We start from the raw sequence: 19950 nt of genomic DNA on the forward strand, positions 1-19950 counted from the left end.
CTACTCGTATCCTCAAGTTATTGGAAAAAATGGCCTGCATCAGTAACGCCTGCTGGAATAAGCTCTGTCAGGACATTAAAAACGGCGATCCGACCACTAATGTACATTAAACTGACGACGGATTTTTCGCATTAACAGGAACAACCACGGCCAAAGAATACCATTGACCAAACTGTTCCAGAATACTTCTGGATGAAAAGCAACATTTGATAACAAAAATTCTGCCCAAAAAACGCTGAGATCCATCAGTACCGATAAAGCAATGACAACCAAAGCCTGCTGCCAAAGTGCCATATTGCGAAATAATTGAAACTTAAATGACACCAAATAACTCACAAGGCTGTAAGCCAAAGCATTAACACCCAGTGTCGCTCCCTGAATCAAATCTACGATGATCCCCAATATAAAACCGGTACCAACACTGACTCTATGCGGTAACGCCATCACCCAATAAATCAACAATAGTGCCGACCAAGTTGGCCGATACATATAAATTTGCTCCGGCCACGGCATAATTTGCAGCACCATTGCAATCAAGAAAGATACCCAAATGATCCAACGCCCATGACTCCGGTATTGATTCATTAACGATTTCCCGAATTTATAAATTTAGCCGACGTTATTGTCGATTCAGCACCTTTTACTCTTTCTGTTGTCTTGGTTGCTTCATCAGAAACCGACGATGGTGCAGGTGGTCCCATTTCATTTGCATGTGGCAATACCTGGGGCATCATTTGCATTAAACGTTCGTTGGCTACACGATAAACCTCTGATGGAGGCAATGGTTCGGATGGATTATTATCTGCCCCCCACAACAACAACAAATAACGCAAACGCTGTAATTCTGCCGTTGGCCGAGCATGAATTACAGTATAAGCCCGTTGATTATCGACTTTAACTGACGAAACCACAGCAACCGGATAACCTTCCGGGAAGCGACCCCCTAACCCAGAAGTCACCAACACATCCCCAACCCGAATATCTGTGTTGCTCGGTAATAACTCAAACTGCAAATCATCAGTACAACCTGCACCAGCAATAATAGCCCTGATATCATTACGTAAGACCTGGATGGGTAAAGCATGAGTCGTATCACAAATCAGTAATACCCGGCTAGTAAACTGACTGACAGCAACAACCTGACCAACAATGCCTTTATCACTGATAACAGGTTGCCCTTCATAAACACCTTCTCTTGATCCCTTATCGATGACGACCTGATCACTATAAGGATTAGCCCTACCGGAGATCACCTGCGTCACCATCATGTGTTCATCCTGACGTAAAGGTGATCCCAATAGCTCACGCAAGCGGGAATTTTCCTGTTTAAGTTGGCCTAACAACAGCATATCGCTATTTTTCATCAATAATTCTTGGCGTAAAGCACGATTTTCCAATCGAAGTTGTTCACGGGAAGCAAGGGTTTCTGACACACCATCAAGCACTTGACGCGGGCCATTGGCGAGAAAATAAAATGGACTGACTACCGTATCCATATAATTACGGACTTTACTGAGAGCATCAAGGCGGCTGTCTGCCACAACCAAAGCAATGGCAACAATAACAGCAAAGAAAAGTCGTAATTGCAGGGAAGGCCCTCTGCTAAAAATTGGCTTCATAAGCTGCGCTATTCCAAACTGTACTGTTTCATAAACAATGGAATTCCCAGACAGCAATCGCAAGGAGGTCTGAGCTGCCCGTCATTCCCCCCTCACTTGCAAGTTAACACTCACTCCTCGCTGAAGAGTTCACCGCCATGCATGTCGATCATTTCAAGTGCTTTCCCGCCACCACGAGCAACACACGTCAAGGGATCTTCCGCAACAATGACAGGAATACCGGTTTCCTCTATCAGTAAACGGTCAAGATTGCGCAATAATGCACCACCCCCGGTCAAGATCATGCCTCGTTCTGAAATATCGGAAGCCAATTCTGGAGGACACTGCTCAAGAGCGACCATGACAGCACTGACAATACCCGTTAAAGGCTCTTGCAGAGCTTCAAGAATTTCATTGGAGTTAAGCGTAAAGCCACGTGGCACACCTTCAGCCAAGTTACGACCACGCACTTCAATCTCCAGCATCTCATCACCAGGATAAGCAGAACCGATCGTGTGCTTAATACGCTCAGCCGTTGCTTCACCAATCAGTGAACCATAATTACGACGAACGTAATTGATAATAGCCTCATCAAAACGATCACCACCGATACGTACAGAAGATGAATAAACAACCCCGTTCAAAGAGATAACCGCCACTTCCGTCGTGCCACCACCAATATCCACAACCATTGATCCAGTGGCTTCAGAAACAGGTAAGCCTGCACCAATCGCCGCAGCCATAGGTTCTTCAATCAAAAATACTTCACGAGCGCCAGCACTGAGTGCAGATTCACGGATTGCCCGACGCTCAACCTGAGTTGCACCAACCGGTACACAAACCAAAACTCGCGGGCTTGGACGCATGAAACTGTTGCTATGAACTTGCTTAATAAAGTGTTGCAGCATCTTCTCTGTAACATAAAAATCGGCAATCACCCCATCTTTCATCGGACGAATTGCCGCAATATTACCCGGTGTTCGACCCAGCATTTGCTTTGCTTCCTGCCCAACGGCAGCAACACTTTTCGATGAACCAGCACGATCCTGACGGATTGCGACGACAGAAGGTTCATTCAATACAATACCCTGACCTTTGACATAAATAAGGGTATTGGCGGTACCCAAGTCAATAGACAAGTCGTTGGAAAACATGCCACGAAATTTTTTAAACATAGCGAAAGGATAATCCTGCAAGCTGGGGACGGAACGAAACCCGTCTACTCTACCAACCACATGAAGCAGCGACAAGGCACACAAGCACTTGCTTCAATAAAAAAGTGGCTACGTTATTCATATCAACAGAGCGATATTCTACGTTACTTCTCCCAAACGGAGCAGAAAAAAACTGCATAAAAATGGGTTAATTTTACCAATTGTTCCATAACTGAATGCAAGAACCACCTGATTTTGCATAATTCAACATTAGGCACGGATACCGTAACCCGAATAAACCCGCTCCTGTTTTTTGACCAGTAACGATTCTTGTAAGTTCACATAAGACCCACACTTCTGCTCACTATTTCCAATATTTAACTACAAGTACGTAGTCTATGTAGTGAACAAATTAATGATGTAATAAATTGCGACTAAAATACAATACTTTCTGCTAATAAATAATAAAAAACAGAATTTTCTGAAATAGATCTCGATAGGTAATAGTCTGAAATCCGATACCGACATCATAGAAAAAATGTGAACAGATTCTGTTTCAGAATCCATCAATACTTTATTTTTTCTTATATTCCTTATGTAAATCACCCATTTTTATCTATTCTTATTTAATGACAAAATCAATTACAGAAAACGGAACGATCAATGAAAGCCTTGCTACTCAAACAACAACAGAATCAATTAACAGCGTCCATTGAAGAAGTTGAGACTTCTCATCTTCCCAAGGGGGATGTTACCGTCGATATTCACTGGTCAACCCTGAACTATAAAGATGCATTGGCAATCACAGGTAAAGGGAAAATTATCCGTCAATTTCCAATGATACCGGGCATTGATTTCTCTGGAATCGTACACCACACAGAAGATCCGCGTTTTCATATCGGCCAGCATGTTTTATTAACCGGCTGGGGCGTAGGAGAAAATCATTGGGGCGGCTTGGCAGAACAAGCCAGAGTTTCAGGGGAATGGTTAACGCCTTTACCCATTGGTTTGGATAGCCGACAGGCAATGATCATTGGTACTGCTGGCTTTACCGCAATGCTGTGTGTTATCGCCTTGGAACAAGGTGGCGTCAAGCCAGAAAATGGTGATGTTATTGTGACAGGCGCCAGTGGTGGTGTAGGAAGCACAGCAATAGCGCTACTCTCACAACTTGGCTATTCCGTTGTTGCCGTTAGCGGCAGACAAGAAAATCATGAATATTTGTTGTCCCTGGGGGCAAAAAAGGTTCTGCCACGTCATGAATTTAGCCAACCACCGCGCCCATTGGAAAAACAACTTTGGGCAGGAGCCATTGATACTGTAGGCGATAATATACTAGCAACAATACTGGCCCAAACTCACTATAACGGTACCGTTGCAGCCTGCGGTCTTGCCAGCAATGCCAATCTGCCAACAACAGTGATGCCATTTATTTTACGCAACATACGCCTGCAAGGTGTAGAGTCGGTCACGGTTCCATCAGCCAAACGCCCCGCCGTGTGGCAACGTCTGCAAGAGCTACTGCCTGCTGCTTTTTATCAACAAGCAACGACTGAAATCACACTAGACCAAGCTGTGGAATACGCTAATAAATTGATAGCTAACCAGGTTACAGGACGTACATTGGTAAGAGTTCGTTAAGAATTGTGATTAGCCTCTAAAGTACGGTTGTTTTATTCTTGACATTTTTTCTGATAAGACCAGTATTTAGCTGCTAAATGCTACGATATGATTATAATGTCGCGCTTTATCGCCGAAATGAACTTGTGGCTGTTATAAAAAGATGACAAATCGTTAATATAGGATTATGTTGGGCAGTTGTTGACAAATTGCCGGAGATACCAGCACAATGGCAGACAAGTTTCACATTTTACTCCTTAACGGCCCTAACTTGAATATGTTAGGAACCCGGGAACCTGATATCTATGGCAACTTAACGCTTGATGATATCGTCAGCAAATTGTCTGAAGAAGCCCATCAATCAGGGGTCAAATTCAGTCACCTGCAATCCAACGCAGAATTTGAGCTGATAAATAGAATTCATTCTGCACAGGGTAATACTGATTTTATCTTGATTAACCCTGCTGCATTCACGCATACCAGCGTGGCACTGCGTGATGCATTGCTGACAGTGAAGATCCCATTTATTGAGATCCACCTATCCAATGTTCACGCCCGCGAGCCATTTCGTCATCACTCATATCTTTCAGATCTTGCTGTTGGTGTAATCTGCGGTTTAGGGGAAGATGGCTATAGCTTTGCATTACAGGCAGCGGTAAACCGCTTGTCAAAACTCAACTAAATAAAACAGAAGAGTACGGAATCACACTCATGGATATTCGTAAGATAAAAAAACTGATCGAGCTGGTTGAAGAATCTGGCATTTCTGAACTGGAAATTTCTGAAGGGGAAGAGTCAGTGCGCATCAGCCGCGCATTAGCCCCCCAGAGTTTTCCGGCAGCTCAACAATATATTCCCGTCCAAGCGCAACAACCTGCGCTGGCTAGCGCTGTTGCGCCTTCTCAAGCTCTACCAGAAACGATCAGCGACAGATCGGTTGCAATCGACGGCCACGTTGTTCGTTCTCCAATGGTAGGTACCTTCTATCGTACACCTAGCCCAGATGCGAAACCGTTTATCGAAATCGGCCAACGTGTCAATGTGGGTGATACCCTCTGCATCGTTGAAGCAATGAAAATGATGAATCAGATTGAAGCCGACAAAGCAGGTGTGGTTAAAGCGATTCTTGTGGAAAACGGTCAACCCGTTGAATTTGACGAGCCATTGGTCGTCATCGAATAACGAGGCGTTCCCATGCTTGATAAAATTGTAATTGCTAACCGTGGTGAAATTGCCCTGCGTATCCTGCGAGCTTGTAAAGAGTTAGGGATCAAAACCGTTGCGGTACATTCCTCTGCGGATCGTGATTTAAAACACGTACTGCTGGCAGATGAAACTATCTGTATCGGCCCGGCAGCTTCTGCAAAAAGCTATCTTAATATCCCTGCGATTATTTCTGCGGCAGAAATCGCTGGCGCAGTAGCCATTCACCCTGGCTACGGTTTTCTGTCTGAAAATGCAGATTTTGCTGAACAGGTTGAACGTTCCGGCTTTATTTTTATCGGCCCAAAAGCAGAAACGATCCGCCTGATGGGTGATAAAGTTTCTGCTATCAATGCGATGAAAAAAGCAGGGGTTCCTTGTGTACCAGGCTCTGATGGTCCATTGTCTGATGACACAGAGAAAAACAAAACCATCGCTAAACGCATCGGCTATCCTGTCATCATCAAAGCATCCGGCGGTGGTGGTGGTCGCGGTATGCGCGTCGTCCGCAGTGATAAAGATCTGGAACAATCAATCAATATGACCCGTGCGGAAGCAAAAGCTGCTTTCAATAACGATATGGTTTATATGGAAAAATTCCTTGAGAATCCACGTCATATTGAAATCCAGGTATTGGCCGACGGTCAAGGTCAAGCAATTTATCTGGCTGAACGTGATTGCTCTATGCAACGCCGTCACCAGAAAGTTGTCGAAGAAGCCCCTGCTCCGGGTATCACGCCAGAGATGCGCCGCAGTATTGGTGAACGTTGTGCTAACGCATGTATTGAAATTGGCTATCGTGGCGCTGGTACTTTCGAATTCCTGTATGAAAACGGCGAGTTCTACTTCATTGAGATGAACACCCGTATTCAGGTCGAACATCCAGTTACAGAAATGATTACCGGTGTTGACTTGATTAAAGAGCAGTTGCGGATTGCCGCAGGTATGCCACTTTCAATTAAGCAGAAAGATGTTGTTATTCGTGGTCACGCCATTGAGTGTCGTATCAATGCCGAAGATCCGAACACATTCCTGCCAAGCCCAGGAAAAATTACCCGCTTCCACTCACCGGGTGGATTTGGCGTACGTTGGGAATCACATATTTATGCTGGCTACACCGTTCCCCCTTACTATGATTCAATGATTGGTAAGCTGATTACTTACGGTGAAAATCGTGACAATGCCATTGCCCGTATGAAAAATGCATTGGCAGAATTGATCATTGATGGCATCAAAACAAATATCGAGCTTCAACAGACGATTATGAATGATGAAAACTTTCAGAATGGTGGCACGAATATCCACTATCTGGAGAAAAAACTGGGATTACAGGAAACTTAAAACTGGTTTAATGACATCAATATCTTTGAAGGAGCGCTTAAACGCTCCTTCAAATTACTGACAAAGCGCCGCTTTTTAATTTTAATCAAGTTCTGTTCGCCAAACGGAGTTTACCACCACGTTAAAACCCACCTTGAGGTAAAATCAGTGTGATTTTAAAATCTGGAAAAAGGGCAAGCGCATCACGAAAAAACCGGTAAAAACGTTAGTCATTAAAGGTAAAACCGAAAGTAATTAAAGATTTTTTAAAGCAGGTAAAAAACTCGATACTATACTGATATTGGAAGAGAAAACATCAGGAAAAACGGCTTTTGAATCTATTAACCACATGACAAAATAATAGCGTTAATCAAAAAACAAGAAGATGAGATTGTATCAAAACATTCAACAGGATTAACCGCATTAAGAAAATTTTCTCAAACAAAAGATTTTGCATGACTGAAAGAAGTTTACGAAAAATGAGGATAATCGTTAAAAAAAGTTGAGAAGCTTTTAGATTAAACATGGAAAAAAGAACAAAAACGTTTAAAAGCATTAAAGATGATTAACTCAGTTATCCATCAGACAAAGGTTAAAAAAATAGGTTCCGATTAATACTAGCTTTTTAAGCAAGACAAAATGACTAAAAAACAGTTTACTCCCTGCCATATTTAATGCATTTATCAGCGATACTATACTCCGTTTATTTTATAATTACCAAATCTGTCATGACCATTTAAAAGCGAAAATACAGAGATATTAAAGATTTTATATAAAAAGCGGATTTAACTAAATACATGCAACTTTTCAAAAGGAGAGTTAATTATATTTAATCGAAGTCATCGACCATTAAAAGAAAGTCGAAAAGAAATCAGCATGCAAAAGCATATTATCCGAACAGATGGGTATTAACGCGCTTTATCATCGTTATTTTATGAAGAAAACCATAAAAACAACGCAATAAAAAAATGGATAAAACGATTAATCTGGCAGGATTAACACCCTGAAAAAAAGGGGATTATCTGAAAAAACATCAAGGGTAGTGATTTATTAAAACTACTCAGAATTGCCGGTAAAACAGCATCAATAAAGGGTATGATTAACGTTGGTTTGACGTAAAATAAGATATCCTATAGTGATTAAACTTAATAAAAATCAAGTGGTAAAAGTGTAGTGATCACAAACCGTCAAAACACTATACTGATTAAAACCCTAAATTAAAACAGTGACTTTAAATAACAGTTTAAAACCTGCTCATGATAAAACTCAAAGTGGAGCCTGTAATTTAAACTGGCTTTACACTATTTTAACTCGCCAATAATATGGCTTTTCTACGGTTCGATTAAACCGTTCCTCTTTATAAAAACCATTGCCCGTCAACTTCACAAATGATTTGGATATTGCTATATCGTTTTTGAAAGCGCGAGCATGATTATGTTCTATACCCGTCATCTTTCAAATTGCCTCTTTGTTGGCTGCACTCACTCACCCCGGTCACATAGTTATCTATGCTCCCGAGGATTCGTTCCCTTGCCATCGCGATCCATCTTGAAATCCATTGGGTATATATTATTAACCATTTTTCATTCCTATTTTAGTTTCTATTATTTGTTTTTTACTTATTTCTTTATCGCCTCTATTACCCGTTATATAAATAATACTACCGACCAAAGAAACAACTGTGATGATAGATGCCACTTTAATAGGTTCATGGTGAGATATATAACCAATAAACAATGATGCCAGTCCTGCACTACCTAATTGCAATGTTCCCATTACGCCGGAAGCTGTCCCAGCCGCTTGAGAATGCGTGGCAATTGCCGATGCAGTACCTAGTGGCAATAAAAAACCATTACCGAAAGTCAATACTGATATTGTTAGCACAGAAGTTATCAATGGGTAGGAACTAAAAAACATTTGTATCGTGAAAGCAATACCTCCAACAACAAAGATGAGATAACCATGAGAAATTGTCTTTCTCACGCCCTGACGGCGACTTAATTTTTTAGCCGTAAGATTACCCAACACATAACTTAAAGAGAGCATTATATAGGTGTAACCAACATATTTTTCTGGTAATCCCATAGCTGTAAGAATAAATGGAGATTCAATCAAATAAGAAAAATATGCCGTATAAGCGAAGCAAGGTATTGCTGCATAGTAAAGAAACTCTTTATTTATTATCACTTGGTAAGTACTAACCAATACATTTTTAATACTTAATTTTTTGCGTTTATTTATTGGTAGTGATTCTTTCAGAACTAGCAAGCACAATATAAGCGTGACTGTTATAAATAAAATAAGAAATAAAAAACAGGATTTCCAGCCATAATATTCACTTAACATACCGCCGATCATTGGTGCGATAGCGGGTGACATTCCCACAAAAGGGAAAATAATCAGATACAAATTGGCTGCCTCTTCTTTCTCCATCAGATCACTAATAATGGCACGACTTAATGTAATACCAGCACAAGCGCCTATTCCCTGGAATAAACGCAATAATAGTAACTCACTAATATGCGTACTGTAAAAAATACCGATTGTTGAAATCAACCATATAATCATCCCAGAAATAAGAACCGTTTTTCTTCCTAAACAATCACTTAATGGTCCATAAATAAGTTGAGAAAAGGCTATACCAAATAGAAATATAGTTATTGTACTTTGTATACTAGATTCGCTAACGTGATAATAGTTTCCCATTTTACTCAAAGCGGGTAGGAATATATCCGATGAAACCAGCCCCCCCATAGAAAGAAAAGCCATTAAAACGATAAATAATAAAGATTTATTTTTCATGGACCATAACCAATCAATATAATAAACATTATCCCAGAATAAATTATGTATAAAAACCACGCGCCAATTAAATTTATATTAAATGCATACAATCACTTATTTAATGAAAAGATCAAGATCTTGCATGTGAAAAGGTAACAAATTAATTTGCATATCACCTTGTGCTGCAAGAATTGAAAGATTTTCATAACAACATGAAAATTAAATCCCATTTACGCTTTAGATTAATAATTTTTTACTCTATAAATACCCCCTCCAAATATTGAGATACTTTTACACAACTTCTTTAATAATTAACTTTTACAAAAATAAATTCATGTAAATATTAATTAAAAAAATAGTAACACTAACATCACTTTTAGCAAACAAAAAAACATAGAATTTAAGTTCAAAAATGAATAAAAAAAATACAAAACACAACATATAATACTAAAAAAATCATTTTGAGATTCCAGCACGAACATGTACTTGCCCTTTTTGTACCAAGCACAATGCTGTCTGGACATCATTCGTCAGTGCGGAGTAGTGCCTGTTGTCATCAGTCAAATTAACGGTCGCGATTATGCCGTAGTTAACGTCAATACCTTTGAAGACGTTGACTCTGCGCTGCTTAAATATTTCCTGAATGAATTCGCATCTTGCCGTACAATCCTTCCCTTCCCATCTTATTTTATTACCGGAAGAACGAATGGACAGACGATTTGTTCAATCCCATAAAGAAGCACTTTGGGCCGTGTTCCTAACGCTTGCTTATCTTATTGGCTGGCTATTGACAGCCTATTTACCCAGTGATGCTCCCGGTGTCACCGGCTTACCTCGCTGGTTTGAAATGGCATGTTTGTTACTACCAGTTGTATTCATTATCCTCTGCTGGTTAATGGTGAAGTTTATTTTCAAAGAAGTCCCGCTGGAGGATGAGAATGCAAAGTGAAGTTATCTTACCTCTGCTTGGCTATCTTGCATTGGTATTTCTCCTGTCAGTTTACGCTTATCGACGCCACCAGAAAGGCACCTTCCTGACTGAGTATTTCCTTGGCAACCGTTCAATGGGCGGCTTTGTATTGGCAATGACCATTACTGCCACCTATATCAGTGCCAGCTCATTCATCGGCGGGCCAGGAGCAGCCTATAAATATGGTTTGGGATGGGTATTACTATCGCTGATTCAGTTGCCAGCAATATGGCTTTCCCTGAGTGTGTTAGGTAAAAAATTTGCCATTCTTGCCCGTCGCTATAATGCCGTCACCCTTAATGACATGTTATATGCCCGTTATGGCAGTCGTTTTCTGGTTTGGTTTGCCAGCCTAAGTCTTTTAGTCGCTTTTATTGGCGCGATGACCGTTCAGTTTATTGGCGGCGCACGCCTGCTGGAAACTGCTGCGGGTATCCCTTATGGCACTGGATTAATGATTTTCGGTATCTCTATCGCTCTCTATACCGCATTTGGGGGGTTCAGAGCGAGTGTTCTCAATGATGCCCTACAAGGGCTGGTAATGTTGCTAGGCACTGTTCTACTGCTGGTGGCGATTATCTATAAGGCAGGAGGTCTGTCAGAGGCGGTCGCCACATTACGAACAATTAATCCTGAGCTGGTTTCCCCACAAGGCGCAGGCCATATCCTTAGCGGACCTTTCATGGCATCGTTCTGGATACTGGTCTGTTTTGGGGTAATTGGATTACCTCATACTGCCGTTCGTTGCATCTCCTACCGCGATAGCAAAGCTGTTCACCGTGGGATCATCATCGGAACCATCGTCATGACGATCCTCATGTTTGGTATGCACCTAGCAGGCGCAATTGGTCGAGCCATTATTCCTGATCTGACCATTCCCGATCAGGTGATCCCAACATTGATGATCACTGTATTGCCACCATTCGCTGCTGGAATTTTTCTAGCCGCACCGATGGCCGCCATTATGTCCACAATTAATGCACAACTGCTGCAATCTTCTGCAACAATCGTCAAAGATCTCTACCTAAACCTGTTTCCACAACAAATCGCACAGGAAAAAAGACTCGCCCGAATTTCCAGTTTTTCTACCCTGATTCTTGGTTTGTTGCTACTTTTAGCCGCCTGGCACCCACCCGAGATGATTATCTGGCTGAATCTATTGGCCTTCGGTGGCTTACAGGCCGTATTCCTCTGGCCATTAGTACTGGGCCTGTATTGGGAAAAAGCCAATGCCTATGGCGCTGTCAGTTCGATGATTACAGGGGCAACAAGCTACACTCTGCTCGCGAGTTTCAATATCCATCTATTGGGCTTCCATCCGATCGTGCCATCGCTGCTACTCAGCCTGCTAACTTTCTGGATGGGCAATACCATCAGTCAGCGATTACCGCTAAAAGCGGCCAGACCACACTAAGTCGGTTTCTTTACCCTATTTTTTCAATTAAGGAAAATTTTTTATGCCTTGGATACAACTTCGATTAAATACTACAGGACAGCTCGCTGAATCCCTTGGAGATACTCTAATGGAAAATGGAGCAGTATCAGTCACCTTTCAAGATAGCCACGATAATCCCGTATTCGAACCCTTACCAGGCGAGACTCGTTTATGGGGAGATACAGATGTCATCGGGCTTTATGATGCTGAAACGGATATGAAAGCAGTTATCAGCCAACTCGAACAAGTTCCTCAGTTGGGTGAAGGATTTATTCATAAAATTGAGCAGTTGGAAGACAAAGACTGGGAACGTGAATGGATGGATAACTTCCACCCAATGCGTTTTGGCAACCGCTTATGGATCTGTCCAAGCTGGCGCGACGTCCCTGATCCAGATGCTGTCAACGTTATGCTAGATCCTGGACTGGCTTTTGGTACAGGTACTCACCCAACTACATCGTTATGCCTGCAATGGCTAGACAGACTCAATCTGGAAGGTAAAACGGTTATCGATTTTGGTTGCGGCTCCGGCATACTCGCAATTGCTGCGCTAAAGCTCGGTGCAACTCACGCTATTGGCATAGATATCGACCCACAAGCTATTCAGGCCAGCCGAGACAACGCAGAACGTAATGGCGTTCTGGAGCGTTTAACGCTATATTTGGCGAAAGATGCACCAACTGATCTTGAATCTGATGTAGTAATTGCTAATATTTTGGCAGGCCCTCTACGTGAACTCGCCCCTGTAATTGGTGCATTACCAAAACCGGGTGGCCTGTTAGGTCTATCGGGCATTTTAACGAACCAAGCAGAAAGTGTTATTCAGGCTTATACAGATAAATTTGTAATTGATCCTGTTGCGGAACAGGAAGAATGGTGCCGGATATCTGGGGTAAAAATAACAACAAATTAGAATTATTTTATTTTGTTATAATTTCAAGTGCAAATTTTGATCGCTTATTGATGATAATCCGTGCTGTCAGCAAACTTGCTGGTAGAAAAATCCTAAGTGATAAACTTTACCAATAACATATAACACCATGTTATTTATGAATAATTATATTTACCACAGAAGAGAAGCTGGAAAAAAGTTGTGACAAATGACGATTTGCTCAAAGTTTGGCCTTTCATATTTTGCGAAAAATGCGTAATATACGCGCCCTTGCAGTCACAGTATGGCCACTCTTTCTTCGTCTATGCGTATCGGACAATACCAGCTGAAAAACTGTCTTATTGCGGCCCCAATGGCTGGCATAACTGACCGCCCGTTTCGGTCACTATGTTACAAAATGGGTGCAGGTATGACAGTATCGGAAATGCTTTCTTCCAACCCACAGGTCTGGAAGACAGACAAATCCCGGCTACGTATGGTTCACAGTGACGAACCGGGAATTCGTTCCGTGCAAATTGCTGGCAGTGATCCCAATGAAATGGCAGCGGCAGCGAAGATCAACGTCGCTAATGGTGCTCAGATCATTGATATCAACATGGGGTGTCCAGCCAAGAAAGTGAATCGTAAGCTAGCAGGTTCGGCTTTACTACGTTACCCTGAATTGGTGGAAAAAATTCTTTCTGCCGTTGTAAACGCAGTAGATGTTCCTGTTACGCTGAAAATCCGCACTGGATGGTCGCCAGAAGAACGAAACTGTGTAAAGATTGCCCAATTGGCCGAGCATTGTGGTATCCAAGCTCTGACGATCCACGGCAGGACTCGTGCCTGTTTGTTTAACGGAGAGGCAGAGTACGACAATATTCGGACAGCTAAGCAGACTGTTGCCATCCCGGTTATTGCCAATGGTGACATTACTGACCCGCTTAAGGCCAGAGCAGTGCTTGAATACACCGGGGCTGATGCCCTGATGATAGGCCGCGCTGCTCAGGGAAGACCCTGGATCTTCCGGGAAATCCAGCACTATCTGGCAACAGGAGAACTGCTGTCACCGATGCCGATTGGCGAAGTGCAGCATTTAATGAACGAGCATATACAGGAATTGCACGACTTTTATGGTCCAAGCAAAGGAGCCCGTATAGCACGTAAGCATGTATCCTGGTATCTCCGGGAACATGCTCCTGATGACCAGTTCCGGCGCACATTCAACACCATAGAGGATGCCAGCGAACAGCTGGAGGTGTTGGGGGCATATTTCGAAAATTTTGCGTAATATAAAGAAAAGAGCTGACAGAACTATGTTCGAACAACGCGTAAATTCTGACGTACTAACCGTTGCTACTGTAAATTCACAAGATCAGGTAACCCAAAAACCTTTACGTGATTCAGTTAAACAAGCACTGAAGAACTATTTTGCTCAATTAAACGGTCAAGATGTTAATGATCTGTATGAGTTGGTATTGGCTGAAGTGGAACAGCCATTGTTGGACATGGTGATGCAATACACCCGTGGCAACCAAACGCGCGCTGCCCTGATGATGGGCATCAACCGTGGCACACTGCGTAAGAAATTGAAAAAATATGGCATGAACTAATTAATTAACCGTTAGTTCATTAAAAAAGGCGCTGTACCTCTTGGTAAAGTGCCTTTTTTGCCAAATTCACCGGTAGAGGATTGATGCTACTGGAATAACAGCATTGCAATGCTCTTTAGCCATTGCATGAGGCTATATTGATAAAATATAACTTAGAATCTAACGCTTTCCCTTGTGCGTGGTAGCGATTTCACCATCTTTTTCAAGAAAATGACCGATCGATCCCCAAGAGAATATATGTCTGCTTATAGGGAACGTCGTTATTGAGGTAAGTCGTTATTGAGATAATATACAAAAATTGCCAACATCAAAATAGCTATTCATCAAAAGAACTATCCACCATATGAACATAGACGTCGGCAATTGCATCAAATAAAGAAGATAGCTAATAACATTCTACGTACATAAATATACCTTGTTAAAAGCTATTATTTTTCATCATCATTTATCAACTGATAAGATACAGCAATATTTGCTGCCTGACCAGCTAATGGGTTGTAATCACTGGACAAATATATCCCTGCAATATAGTGGCTTTCACCAACATAAAACTTCCTATATCGAGATGTTCCAGGCGAGCCCAATGACAATAACAATGGTTATTCTAGACATATTTATTTTCCTCATTAAAATTTAAATAAAATATACTCAACTTGCATATAAATATTTTCAAAAACAGCATTACCACTTAATTAAAGATACTCTTTAACTATCATAGAACTACTATACCCGTCATCTTTCAAATTGCCTCTTTGTTGGCTGCACTCGCTCCCCCCGGTCACATAGTTACCTATGCTCCCAGGGATTCACTCCCTTGCCGTCGCGATCCATCTTGAAATCCATAGGGTATATTACCTTTGAAAATTAATTCCCCAATATATTACGTGGACTTTACATACCACAATAACTCATCAGAATATTAATATATCCATATTATAAGTAAGTTATTAATGAGACATATCTAAAAAAATCACAATAATATAAAAACTATAGCAGAGATAAAGTTCATGTCAATGCCCCTCTTCAATGAAATCACTATTATTTAAGAGTTAATAAAATTATATGAGATATAAACAACACATACAAAAATATTAAAATGGGAATTATTGGCATTACGTTATTCACCTGAGATTAATAATATGAATATTGGTTGCTATAGTACTATATGATTCTATTTTTATTTTCCAATTTCACCTTTATACAGTGACTGTAATAATTCACAAATTCACTCGCAATGTTAAAATGATAATAAATAAATCAACTTCATAATAACAAAATAATTTTGACTGTAGATTTTAGCTATTCAAATATGCTGAATACAATTAATTAACCTTCCATTACTCCACCAATAAACTATATCCGTTATCTTTCAAGTTGCCTCTTTGTTGGCTGCACTCACTCACCCCGGTCACATAGTTACCTATGCTCCCTGGGATTCGCTCCCTTGCCGTCGCGATCCATCTTGAAATCCATTGGGTATATATCGCTTAAAATATGACGAAAAAACACAGAAAAAAATAAGGGCAGATTTCAAAGCATTTGAAACCACACTCGTTGCCGCGCCCCCAGATAATACCAGACTTAAAGCGTTATTAATGGCATCCTCACCTTGGGAAAAACAACCTTCCCAGTACTACGAGGATAATCAACCATCTTAATTCCCTTCCTGTGAAAAAGAATACGCCTCTATCCTCCCAAATACGCATTTCTCACAGCTTCATTAACCAATAATGCAGACCCGCTGTCTTCTAGTACGATCTTACCGTTTTCCAATACATATCCTCGGTCAGCCAATTTCAATGCCTGATTTGCATTCTGTTCAACTAAAAAGATTGTCATCCCCTCTTCCCTCAACTGCTGTATAGTATCGAAAATCTGAATGATAACTATCGGTGCCAGTCCCAATGAAGGCTCATCCAGCAACAATAATTGTGGCTGGCTCATTAAAGCGCGGCCAATTGCCAACATTTGCTGTTCACCACCGGACATCGTTCCAGCCCGCTGGTTACGTCTTTCCTGTAAACGCGGAAATAAATCATAAACCCGCTCAATGCGCCGCTGATACTGAGTCTTATCAGCAAAAAAGCCGCCCATTGCCAAATTCTCTTCCACTGTCATACGAGCAAACACTCTGCGACCTTCAGGAACAATCGCGATGTCCTCACGCATAATACGAGATGTCGACCATTGGGTGATATCCTGACCACGAAAAATAATGGAACCTTCAGTTGCTCTGGGTTCACTACATAAGGTGCTGAGCAATGTTGTTTTTCCTGCGCCATTTGCACCAATCAGAGTGACAATTTCTCCCTGCTGAATATTCAGGCTAACCTGATGCAACACCTGAACTTCCCCATAGTGGGCGGATACCCGCTTAAATTCCAACATAATTAATACACCTCGCCCAGATATGCCCGGATAACATCCGGGTTGTTACGAATCTCTTCTGGCCTCCCTTGCGCCAAAGACATTCCCTGATTAACAACATAGATACGATCTGAAATTCCCATCACCAATTTCATATCATGCTCAATCAGCAATACAGAAACTTGATGATGTTCCCTTAGTTCAGCAATTAAAGCATTAAGCTCTTCTGTCTCTTTCGGATTCAGACCCGCAGCAGGTTCATCCAGCATCAAAATTTCCGGGCGAACCACCATGCAGCGAGCAATCTCCAAACGCCGTTGCTGACCGTATGCCAGATTACCTGCCTGTCTGTTTGCCAGTGGTAATAAACCAATCCGTTCTAACCAAGTTATGGCCCAATCTACGGCCTTAGATTCTGCCCGGCGGAATGCCGGCGTTTTAAAAAGGCCGGCAAAAAGGCCCCTTTTAAGATGCTGATGCTGCGCCACTAATAGATTCTCAATCACCGTCATCTCTCGGAATAACCGCACATGCTGGAATGTTCTGATAACACCCATACGAGCAATAGCCTGCCCAGATAACCCTTCCAGATGTTTTTCCCGCAGCTTTATCGTACCGCTTGTCGGACAGTAAAATCCTGTCAGACAATTAAAGATCGTGGTTTTCCCTGCTCCATTAGGGCCAATAAGAGAAACAATTTCACCCTGATTTAGCCTCAGGGCAACGTTATTAACCGCCAGCAAGCCACCGAAGCGCATGGTCAGATCGGAAACTTGCAATAATGGTGTTGTACTCATGCTTGCTTTCCTCCCTGTACCTGTCGTTCCAATTTGACATGACGGCGTTTTGTCGGTAGCAACCCTTGCGGACGCCAAACCATCATCAATACCATCATTGCCCCTAGCAGCAACATACTATAGGCATTCAGATCACGCATCATCTCACGGGAAACCACCAACAAAATGGCGGCTAGAATCACCGCAGTCTGTGAGCCCATCCCTCCGAGTACCACAATCGCCAGCACAAAAGCAGATTCAGAAAAAGTGAAGGACTCTGGGCTGACGAAACCCTGCCGGGCAGCAAATAAAGTACCCGCAAAACCGGCAAATGCCGCACTGATAGTAAACGCAGCCAGTTTAATACGGGTTGGACTCAGACCAAGAGAGCGGCAAGCAATCTCATCTTCACGCAGCGCTTCCCATGCGCGACCTAATGGCATACGCAGTAGTCGATTAATAATAAATACTGTCAGTATTACCAACAGTAACGCCACCAGATAAAGGAAGATGACCCGATCACTGGGATCGTATTTCAAGCCAAAGAAATTGTGGAAAGTATCCCAACCACCCTCTTTCACACTTCGGTTAAATTCCAGCCCGAAGAAAGTCGGTTTTGGGATCTGGCTGATACCATTCGGGCCACCGGTTATTTCAGTATTATTCAACAGTAGAATGCGAACAATTTCACCAAAACCAAGCGTAACAATTGCCAGATAGTCACCTCGCAATCGCAATACCGGAAAGCCCAACAACAACCCCGATAAAGCAGCCGTTAACCCCGCCAGCGGCAAACTCTGCCAAAACCCTAATCCGTAATAGTGACTTAGCAAAGCGTAGGTATAAGCACCGATAGCATAAAAACCTGCATACCCAAGCACCAGCAACCCCGACAAACCAACCACGACATTCAAACCCAACCCTAGCATGACATAAATTAACGTCAGTGTAGCAATATCAACACTACCACGGGAGACAATAAACGGCCAGAAAATTGCAGTAATAATGACCAATATTGCCAGTAACTTTTGTCCTTTGGTTGAGCCATCGAAATCCGGCAACGACCAGCTTTTAATCGGTACTTTCTTCATTATCTGCTGAACAACCGGACGCAATAGCTGGAACAGAAAAACAACCGCACAGCCAATACCAATCCATAACCATCGCACTTCATCGGCACGATGGACGACCAACTTCGTACCCTCCAGCGACAACTGCATCCCCATCATAAAGGCAGACAACACAAATAAAGCGACTGAGGCGATAATGGCATTCACCCAATTAGCATGTTTCATACCTTTTCTACCTCTGGACGGCCTAAGATTCCAGTCGGCATAAACAACAGCACAACAATGAGCAGAGCAAAAGAAACGGCATCTTTATATTCTGTGCTCAAGTAAGCAGAAGTTAAGGCTTCAGAAATTCCCAAAATCAAGCCACCAATCATCGCCCCTGGAATACTGCCAATTCCTCCCAATACTGCTGCGGTGAAAGCTTTCATGCCTGCCATAAAACCGATATACGGATTTATTACACCGTAGAACTGCCCCAACAAAACACCGGCTATTGCAGCCATAACTGCACCGATAACAAAAGTTAAGGAAATCATTCGGTTAGTATTGATCCCCAACAAACTGGCCATTTTCAGATCTTCCGCACAAGCACGGCAGGCACGTCCCATACGGGAGTAGCGAATGAATACTGTCAATATCAGCATGGTAAGAAATGTCACTATCCAGATGGTCAGTTGCATTGCGCTAATACTGGCAGAAAATCCATCACTTTCGCCTAATACCCACTGCCCGGTAATCAGGCTAGGCAATGCCAGATCGCGAGAACTTTGTGACAGACTGACATAGTTTTGCAAGAAAATAGACATCCCAATCGCCGAAATCAGCGCAATCAAGCGTTTGGAATGACGAACTGGCCTGTAAGCCACTCGCTCAATACTCCAACCATAAGCAGCAGCAATGACAATTGATGTTAAAAAAGCCGCAGTAATCAGCAACCAGCCCAAATCAACGCCCATCATGATCAGAGCCGCAATCACAATAAAGGAGACATAGCTACCAATCATGTAAACTTCACCATGAGCGAAGTTAATCATCCCGATAATGCCATAAACCATCGTATAACCAATGGCAATCAATGCATAAGTACTACCCAGAGTCACTCCATTTAACATCTGTTGTAAAAAATAGAGAAATTGCTCTGACATACCTTGTACCTCTGGAATAAC

General features: G+C 42.2%; 17 protein-coding genes. 9 read left to right on the plus strand and 8 right to left on the minus strand.

Features of this window, described 5'->3' with window-relative positions; genetic code table 11:
* Positions 1–96: 96 nt before the first annotated feature.
* The 3 genes from mreD to mreB form a co-directional block, all read right to left on the minus strand.
* Complete coding sequence (gene mreD / locus LGZ98_RS10775; RefSeq protein ID WP_112879257.1) at positions 97–585, minus strand: rod shape-determining protein MreD; 489 nt, start codon at positions 583–585, stop codon at positions 97–99.
* The gene (gene mreC / locus LGZ98_RS10780) at positions 585–1619 is read right to left on the minus strand and encodes a rod shape-determining protein MreC (protein ID WP_112896274.1); all 1035 of its coding nucleotides are present in this window, start codon (positions 1617–1619) and stop codon (positions 585–587) included. The genes mreD and mreC overlap by 1 nt, the downstream gene beginning before the upstream one ends.
* A 110-nt stretch (positions 1620–1729) precedes the next feature.
* Positions 1730–2773 (minus strand): rod shape-determining protein MreB, encoded by a 1044-nt coding sequence (mreB, locus tag LGZ98_RS10785; protein WP_011148194.1) that lies wholly within the window; start codon positions 2771–2773, stop codon positions 1730–1732.
* A gap of 642 nt (positions 2774–3415) precedes the next feature.
* Between mreB and acuI the strand changes: the two genes are divergently transcribed.
* From acuI to accC, 4 genes are all read left to right on the plus strand, one after another.
* Positions 3416–4393, plus strand: a complete 978-nt coding sequence (gene acuI, locus LGZ98_RS10790; RefSeq protein WP_113043672.1) for an acrylyl-CoA reductase (NADPH) — start codon at positions 3416–3418, stop codon at positions 4391–4393.
* 208 nt (positions 4394–4601) lie between these two features.
* Positions 4602–5054, plus strand: coding sequence for a type II 3-dehydroquinate dehydratase (aroQ, locus tag LGZ98_RS10795; protein WP_113043671.1), 453 nt, complete (start codon positions 4602–4604; stop codon positions 5052–5054).
* Positions 5055–5083: 29 nt separating this feature from the next.
* Positions 5084–5554, plus strand: coding sequence for an acetyl-CoA carboxylase biotin carboxyl carrier protein (accB, locus tag LGZ98_RS10800; RefSeq protein ID WP_113043670.1), 471 nt, complete (start codon positions 5084–5086; stop codon positions 5552–5554).
* Between the two features lie 12 nt (positions 5555–5566).
* Positions 5567–6916, plus strand: a complete 1350-nt coding sequence (gene accC / locus LGZ98_RS10805) for an acetyl-CoA carboxylase biotin carboxylase subunit (protein ID WP_113043669.1) — start codon at positions 5567–5569, stop codon at positions 6914–6916.
* 1551 nt (positions 6917–8467) lie between these two features.
* Here the strand turns inward: accC and LGZ98_RS10810 are convergent.
* Positions 8468–9697, minus strand: a complete 1230-nt coding sequence (locus LGZ98_RS10810; RefSeq protein ID WP_262978070.1) for a multidrug effflux MFS transporter — start codon at positions 9695–9697, stop codon at positions 8468–8470.
* Positions 9698–10385: 688 nt separating this feature from the next.
* On the opposite strand from LGZ98_RS10810, the gene LGZ98_RS10815 reads away from it, so the two are divergent.
* The 5 genes from LGZ98_RS10815 to fis all read left to right on the plus strand — a co-directional run bounded on the left by LGZ98_RS10815 (position 10386) and on the right by fis (position 14568).
* Entirely contained in the window at positions 10386–10628 is a 243-nt protein-coding gene (locus tag LGZ98_RS10815) for a YhdT family protein (RefSeq protein ID WP_112879754.1), read from the plus strand.
* A complete protein-coding gene (gene panF / locus LGZ98_RS10820) occupies positions 10618–12063 on the plus strand; it encodes a sodium/pantothenate symporter (RefSeq protein ID WP_262978071.1) in 1446 nt (481 codons plus the stop codon). The genes LGZ98_RS10815 and panF overlap by 11 nt, the downstream gene beginning before the upstream one ends.
* A 43-nt stretch (positions 12064–12106) precedes the next feature.
* Positions 12107–12997 carry a 50S ribosomal protein L11 methyltransferase gene (prmA, locus tag LGZ98_RS10825; protein WP_262978072.1) on the plus strand — a complete coding sequence of 297 codons (891 nt, stop codon included), beginning with the start codon at positions 12107–12109 and terminating at the stop codon, positions 12995–12997.
* A 283-nt stretch (positions 12998–13280) separates the two neighbouring features.
* A complete protein-coding gene (dusB, locus tag LGZ98_RS10830; RefSeq protein ID WP_113043704.1) occupies positions 13281–14246 on the plus strand; it encodes a tRNA dihydrouridine synthase DusB in 966 nt (321 codons plus the stop codon).
* Positions 14247–14271: 25 nt separating this feature from the next.
* Complete coding sequence (gene fis, locus LGZ98_RS10835; RefSeq protein WP_010847912.1) at positions 14272–14568, plus strand: DNA-binding transcriptional regulator Fis; 297 nt, start codon at positions 14272–14274, stop codon at positions 14566–14568.
* A 1686-nt stretch (positions 14569–16254) separates the two neighbouring features.
* Here fis and livF read toward each other — a convergent pair.
* Genes livF through livH form a run of 4 tightly spaced genes read right to left on the minus strand, consistent with a single transcriptional unit; the run spans position 16255 to position 19929 of the window.
* Positions 16255–16956: a high-affinity branched-chain amino acid ABC transporter ATP-binding protein LivF gene (livF, locus tag LGZ98_RS10840; protein ID WP_113043707.1), complete on the minus strand. Its 702-nt coding sequence runs from the start codon at positions 16954–16956 to the stop codon at positions 16255–16257.
* 2 nt (positions 16957–16958) lie between these two features.
* Positions 16959–17732: a high-affinity branched-chain amino acid ABC transporter ATP-binding protein LivG gene (gene livG, locus LGZ98_RS10845; RefSeq protein ID WP_113043708.1), complete on the minus strand. Its 774-nt coding sequence runs from the start codon at positions 17730–17732 to the stop codon at positions 16959–16961.
* Entirely contained in the window at positions 17729–19006 is a 1278-nt protein-coding gene (locus tag LGZ98_RS10850) for a high-affinity branched-chain amino acid ABC transporter permease LivM (RefSeq protein ID WP_113043709.1), read from the minus strand. The genes livG and LGZ98_RS10850 overlap by 4 nt, the downstream gene beginning before the upstream one ends.
* On the minus strand, positions 19003–19929 hold the full coding sequence (livH, locus tag LGZ98_RS10855) for a high-affinity branched-chain amino acid ABC transporter permease LivH (RefSeq protein WP_113043710.1): 927 nt from the start codon (positions 19927–19929) through the stop codon (positions 19003–19005). Before livH ends, LGZ98_RS10850 begins: the two co-directional genes overlap by 4 nt.
* Positions 19930–19950: the final 21 nt, after the last annotated feature.

Origin of the sequence: Photorhabdus kayaii (assembly GCF_025384895.1) — a bacterium.
GTDB lineage: Bacteria > Pseudomonadota > Gammaproteobacteria > Enterobacterales > Enterobacteriaceae > Photorhabdus > Photorhabdus kayaii.

What these genes read in the sequence shown, in the direction of transcription:
- mreD (WP_112879257.1), bottom strand. Translation starts at nt 585, where the DNA reads ATGAATCAATACCGGAGTCATGGGCGTTGGATCATTTGGGTATCTTTC.
- mreC (WP_112896274.1), bottom strand. Translation starts at nt 1,619, where the DNA reads ATGAAGCCAATTTTTAGCAGAGGGCCTTCCCTGCAATTACGACTTTTC.
- mreB (WP_011148194.1), bottom strand. Translation starts at nt 2,773, where the DNA reads ATGTTTAAAAAATTTCGTGGCATGTTTTCCAACGACTTGTCTATTGAC.
- acuI (WP_113043672.1), top strand. Translation starts at nt 3,416, where the DNA reads ATGAAAGCCTTGCTACTCAAACAACAACAGAATCAATTAACAGCGTCC.
- aroQ (WP_113043671.1), top strand. Translation starts at nt 4,602, where the DNA reads ATGGCAGACAAGTTTCACATTTTACTCCTTAACGGCCCTAACTTGAAT.
- accB (WP_113043670.1), top strand. Translation starts at nt 5,084, where the DNA reads ATGGATATTCGTAAGATAAAAAAACTGATCGAGCTGGTTGAAGAATCT.
- accC (WP_113043669.1), top strand. Translation starts at nt 5,567, where the DNA reads ATGCTTGATAAAATTGTAATTGCTAACCGTGGTGAAATTGCCCTGCGT.
- LGZ98_RS10810 (WP_262978070.1), bottom strand. Translation starts at nt 9,697, where the DNA reads ATGAAAAATAAATCTTTATTATTTATCGTTTTAATGGCTTTTCTTTCT.
- LGZ98_RS10815 (WP_112879754.1), top strand. Translation starts at nt 10,386, where the DNA reads ATGGACAGACGATTTGTTCAATCCCATAAAGAAGCACTTTGGGCCGTG.
- panF (WP_262978071.1), top strand. Translation starts at nt 10,618, where the DNA reads ATGCAAAGTGAAGTTATCTTACCTCTGCTTGGCTATCTTGCATTGGTA.
- prmA (WP_262978072.1), top strand. Translation starts at nt 12,107, where the DNA reads ATGCCTTGGATACAACTTCGATTAAATACTACAGGACAGCTCGCTGAA.
- dusB (WP_113043704.1), top strand. Translation starts at nt 13,281, where the DNA reads ATGCGTATCGGACAATACCAGCTGAAAAACTGTCTTATTGCGGCCCCA.
- fis (WP_010847912.1), top strand. Translation starts at nt 14,272, where the DNA reads ATGTTCGAACAACGCGTAAATTCTGACGTACTAACCGTTGCTACTGTA.
- livF (WP_113043707.1), bottom strand. Translation starts at nt 16,956, where the DNA reads ATGTTGGAATTTAAGCGGGTATCCGCCCACTATGGGGAAGTTCAGGTG.
- livG (WP_113043708.1), bottom strand. Translation starts at nt 17,732, where the DNA reads ATGAGTACAACACCATTATTGCAAGTTTCCGATCTGACCATGCGCTTC.
- LGZ98_RS10850 (WP_113043709.1), bottom strand. Translation starts at nt 19,006, where the DNA reads ATGAAACATGCTAATTGGGTGAATGCCATTATCGCCTCAGTCGCTTTA.
- livH (WP_113043710.1), bottom strand. Translation starts at nt 19,929, where the DNA reads ATGTCAGAGCAATTTCTCTATTTTTTACAACAGATGTTAAATGGAGTG.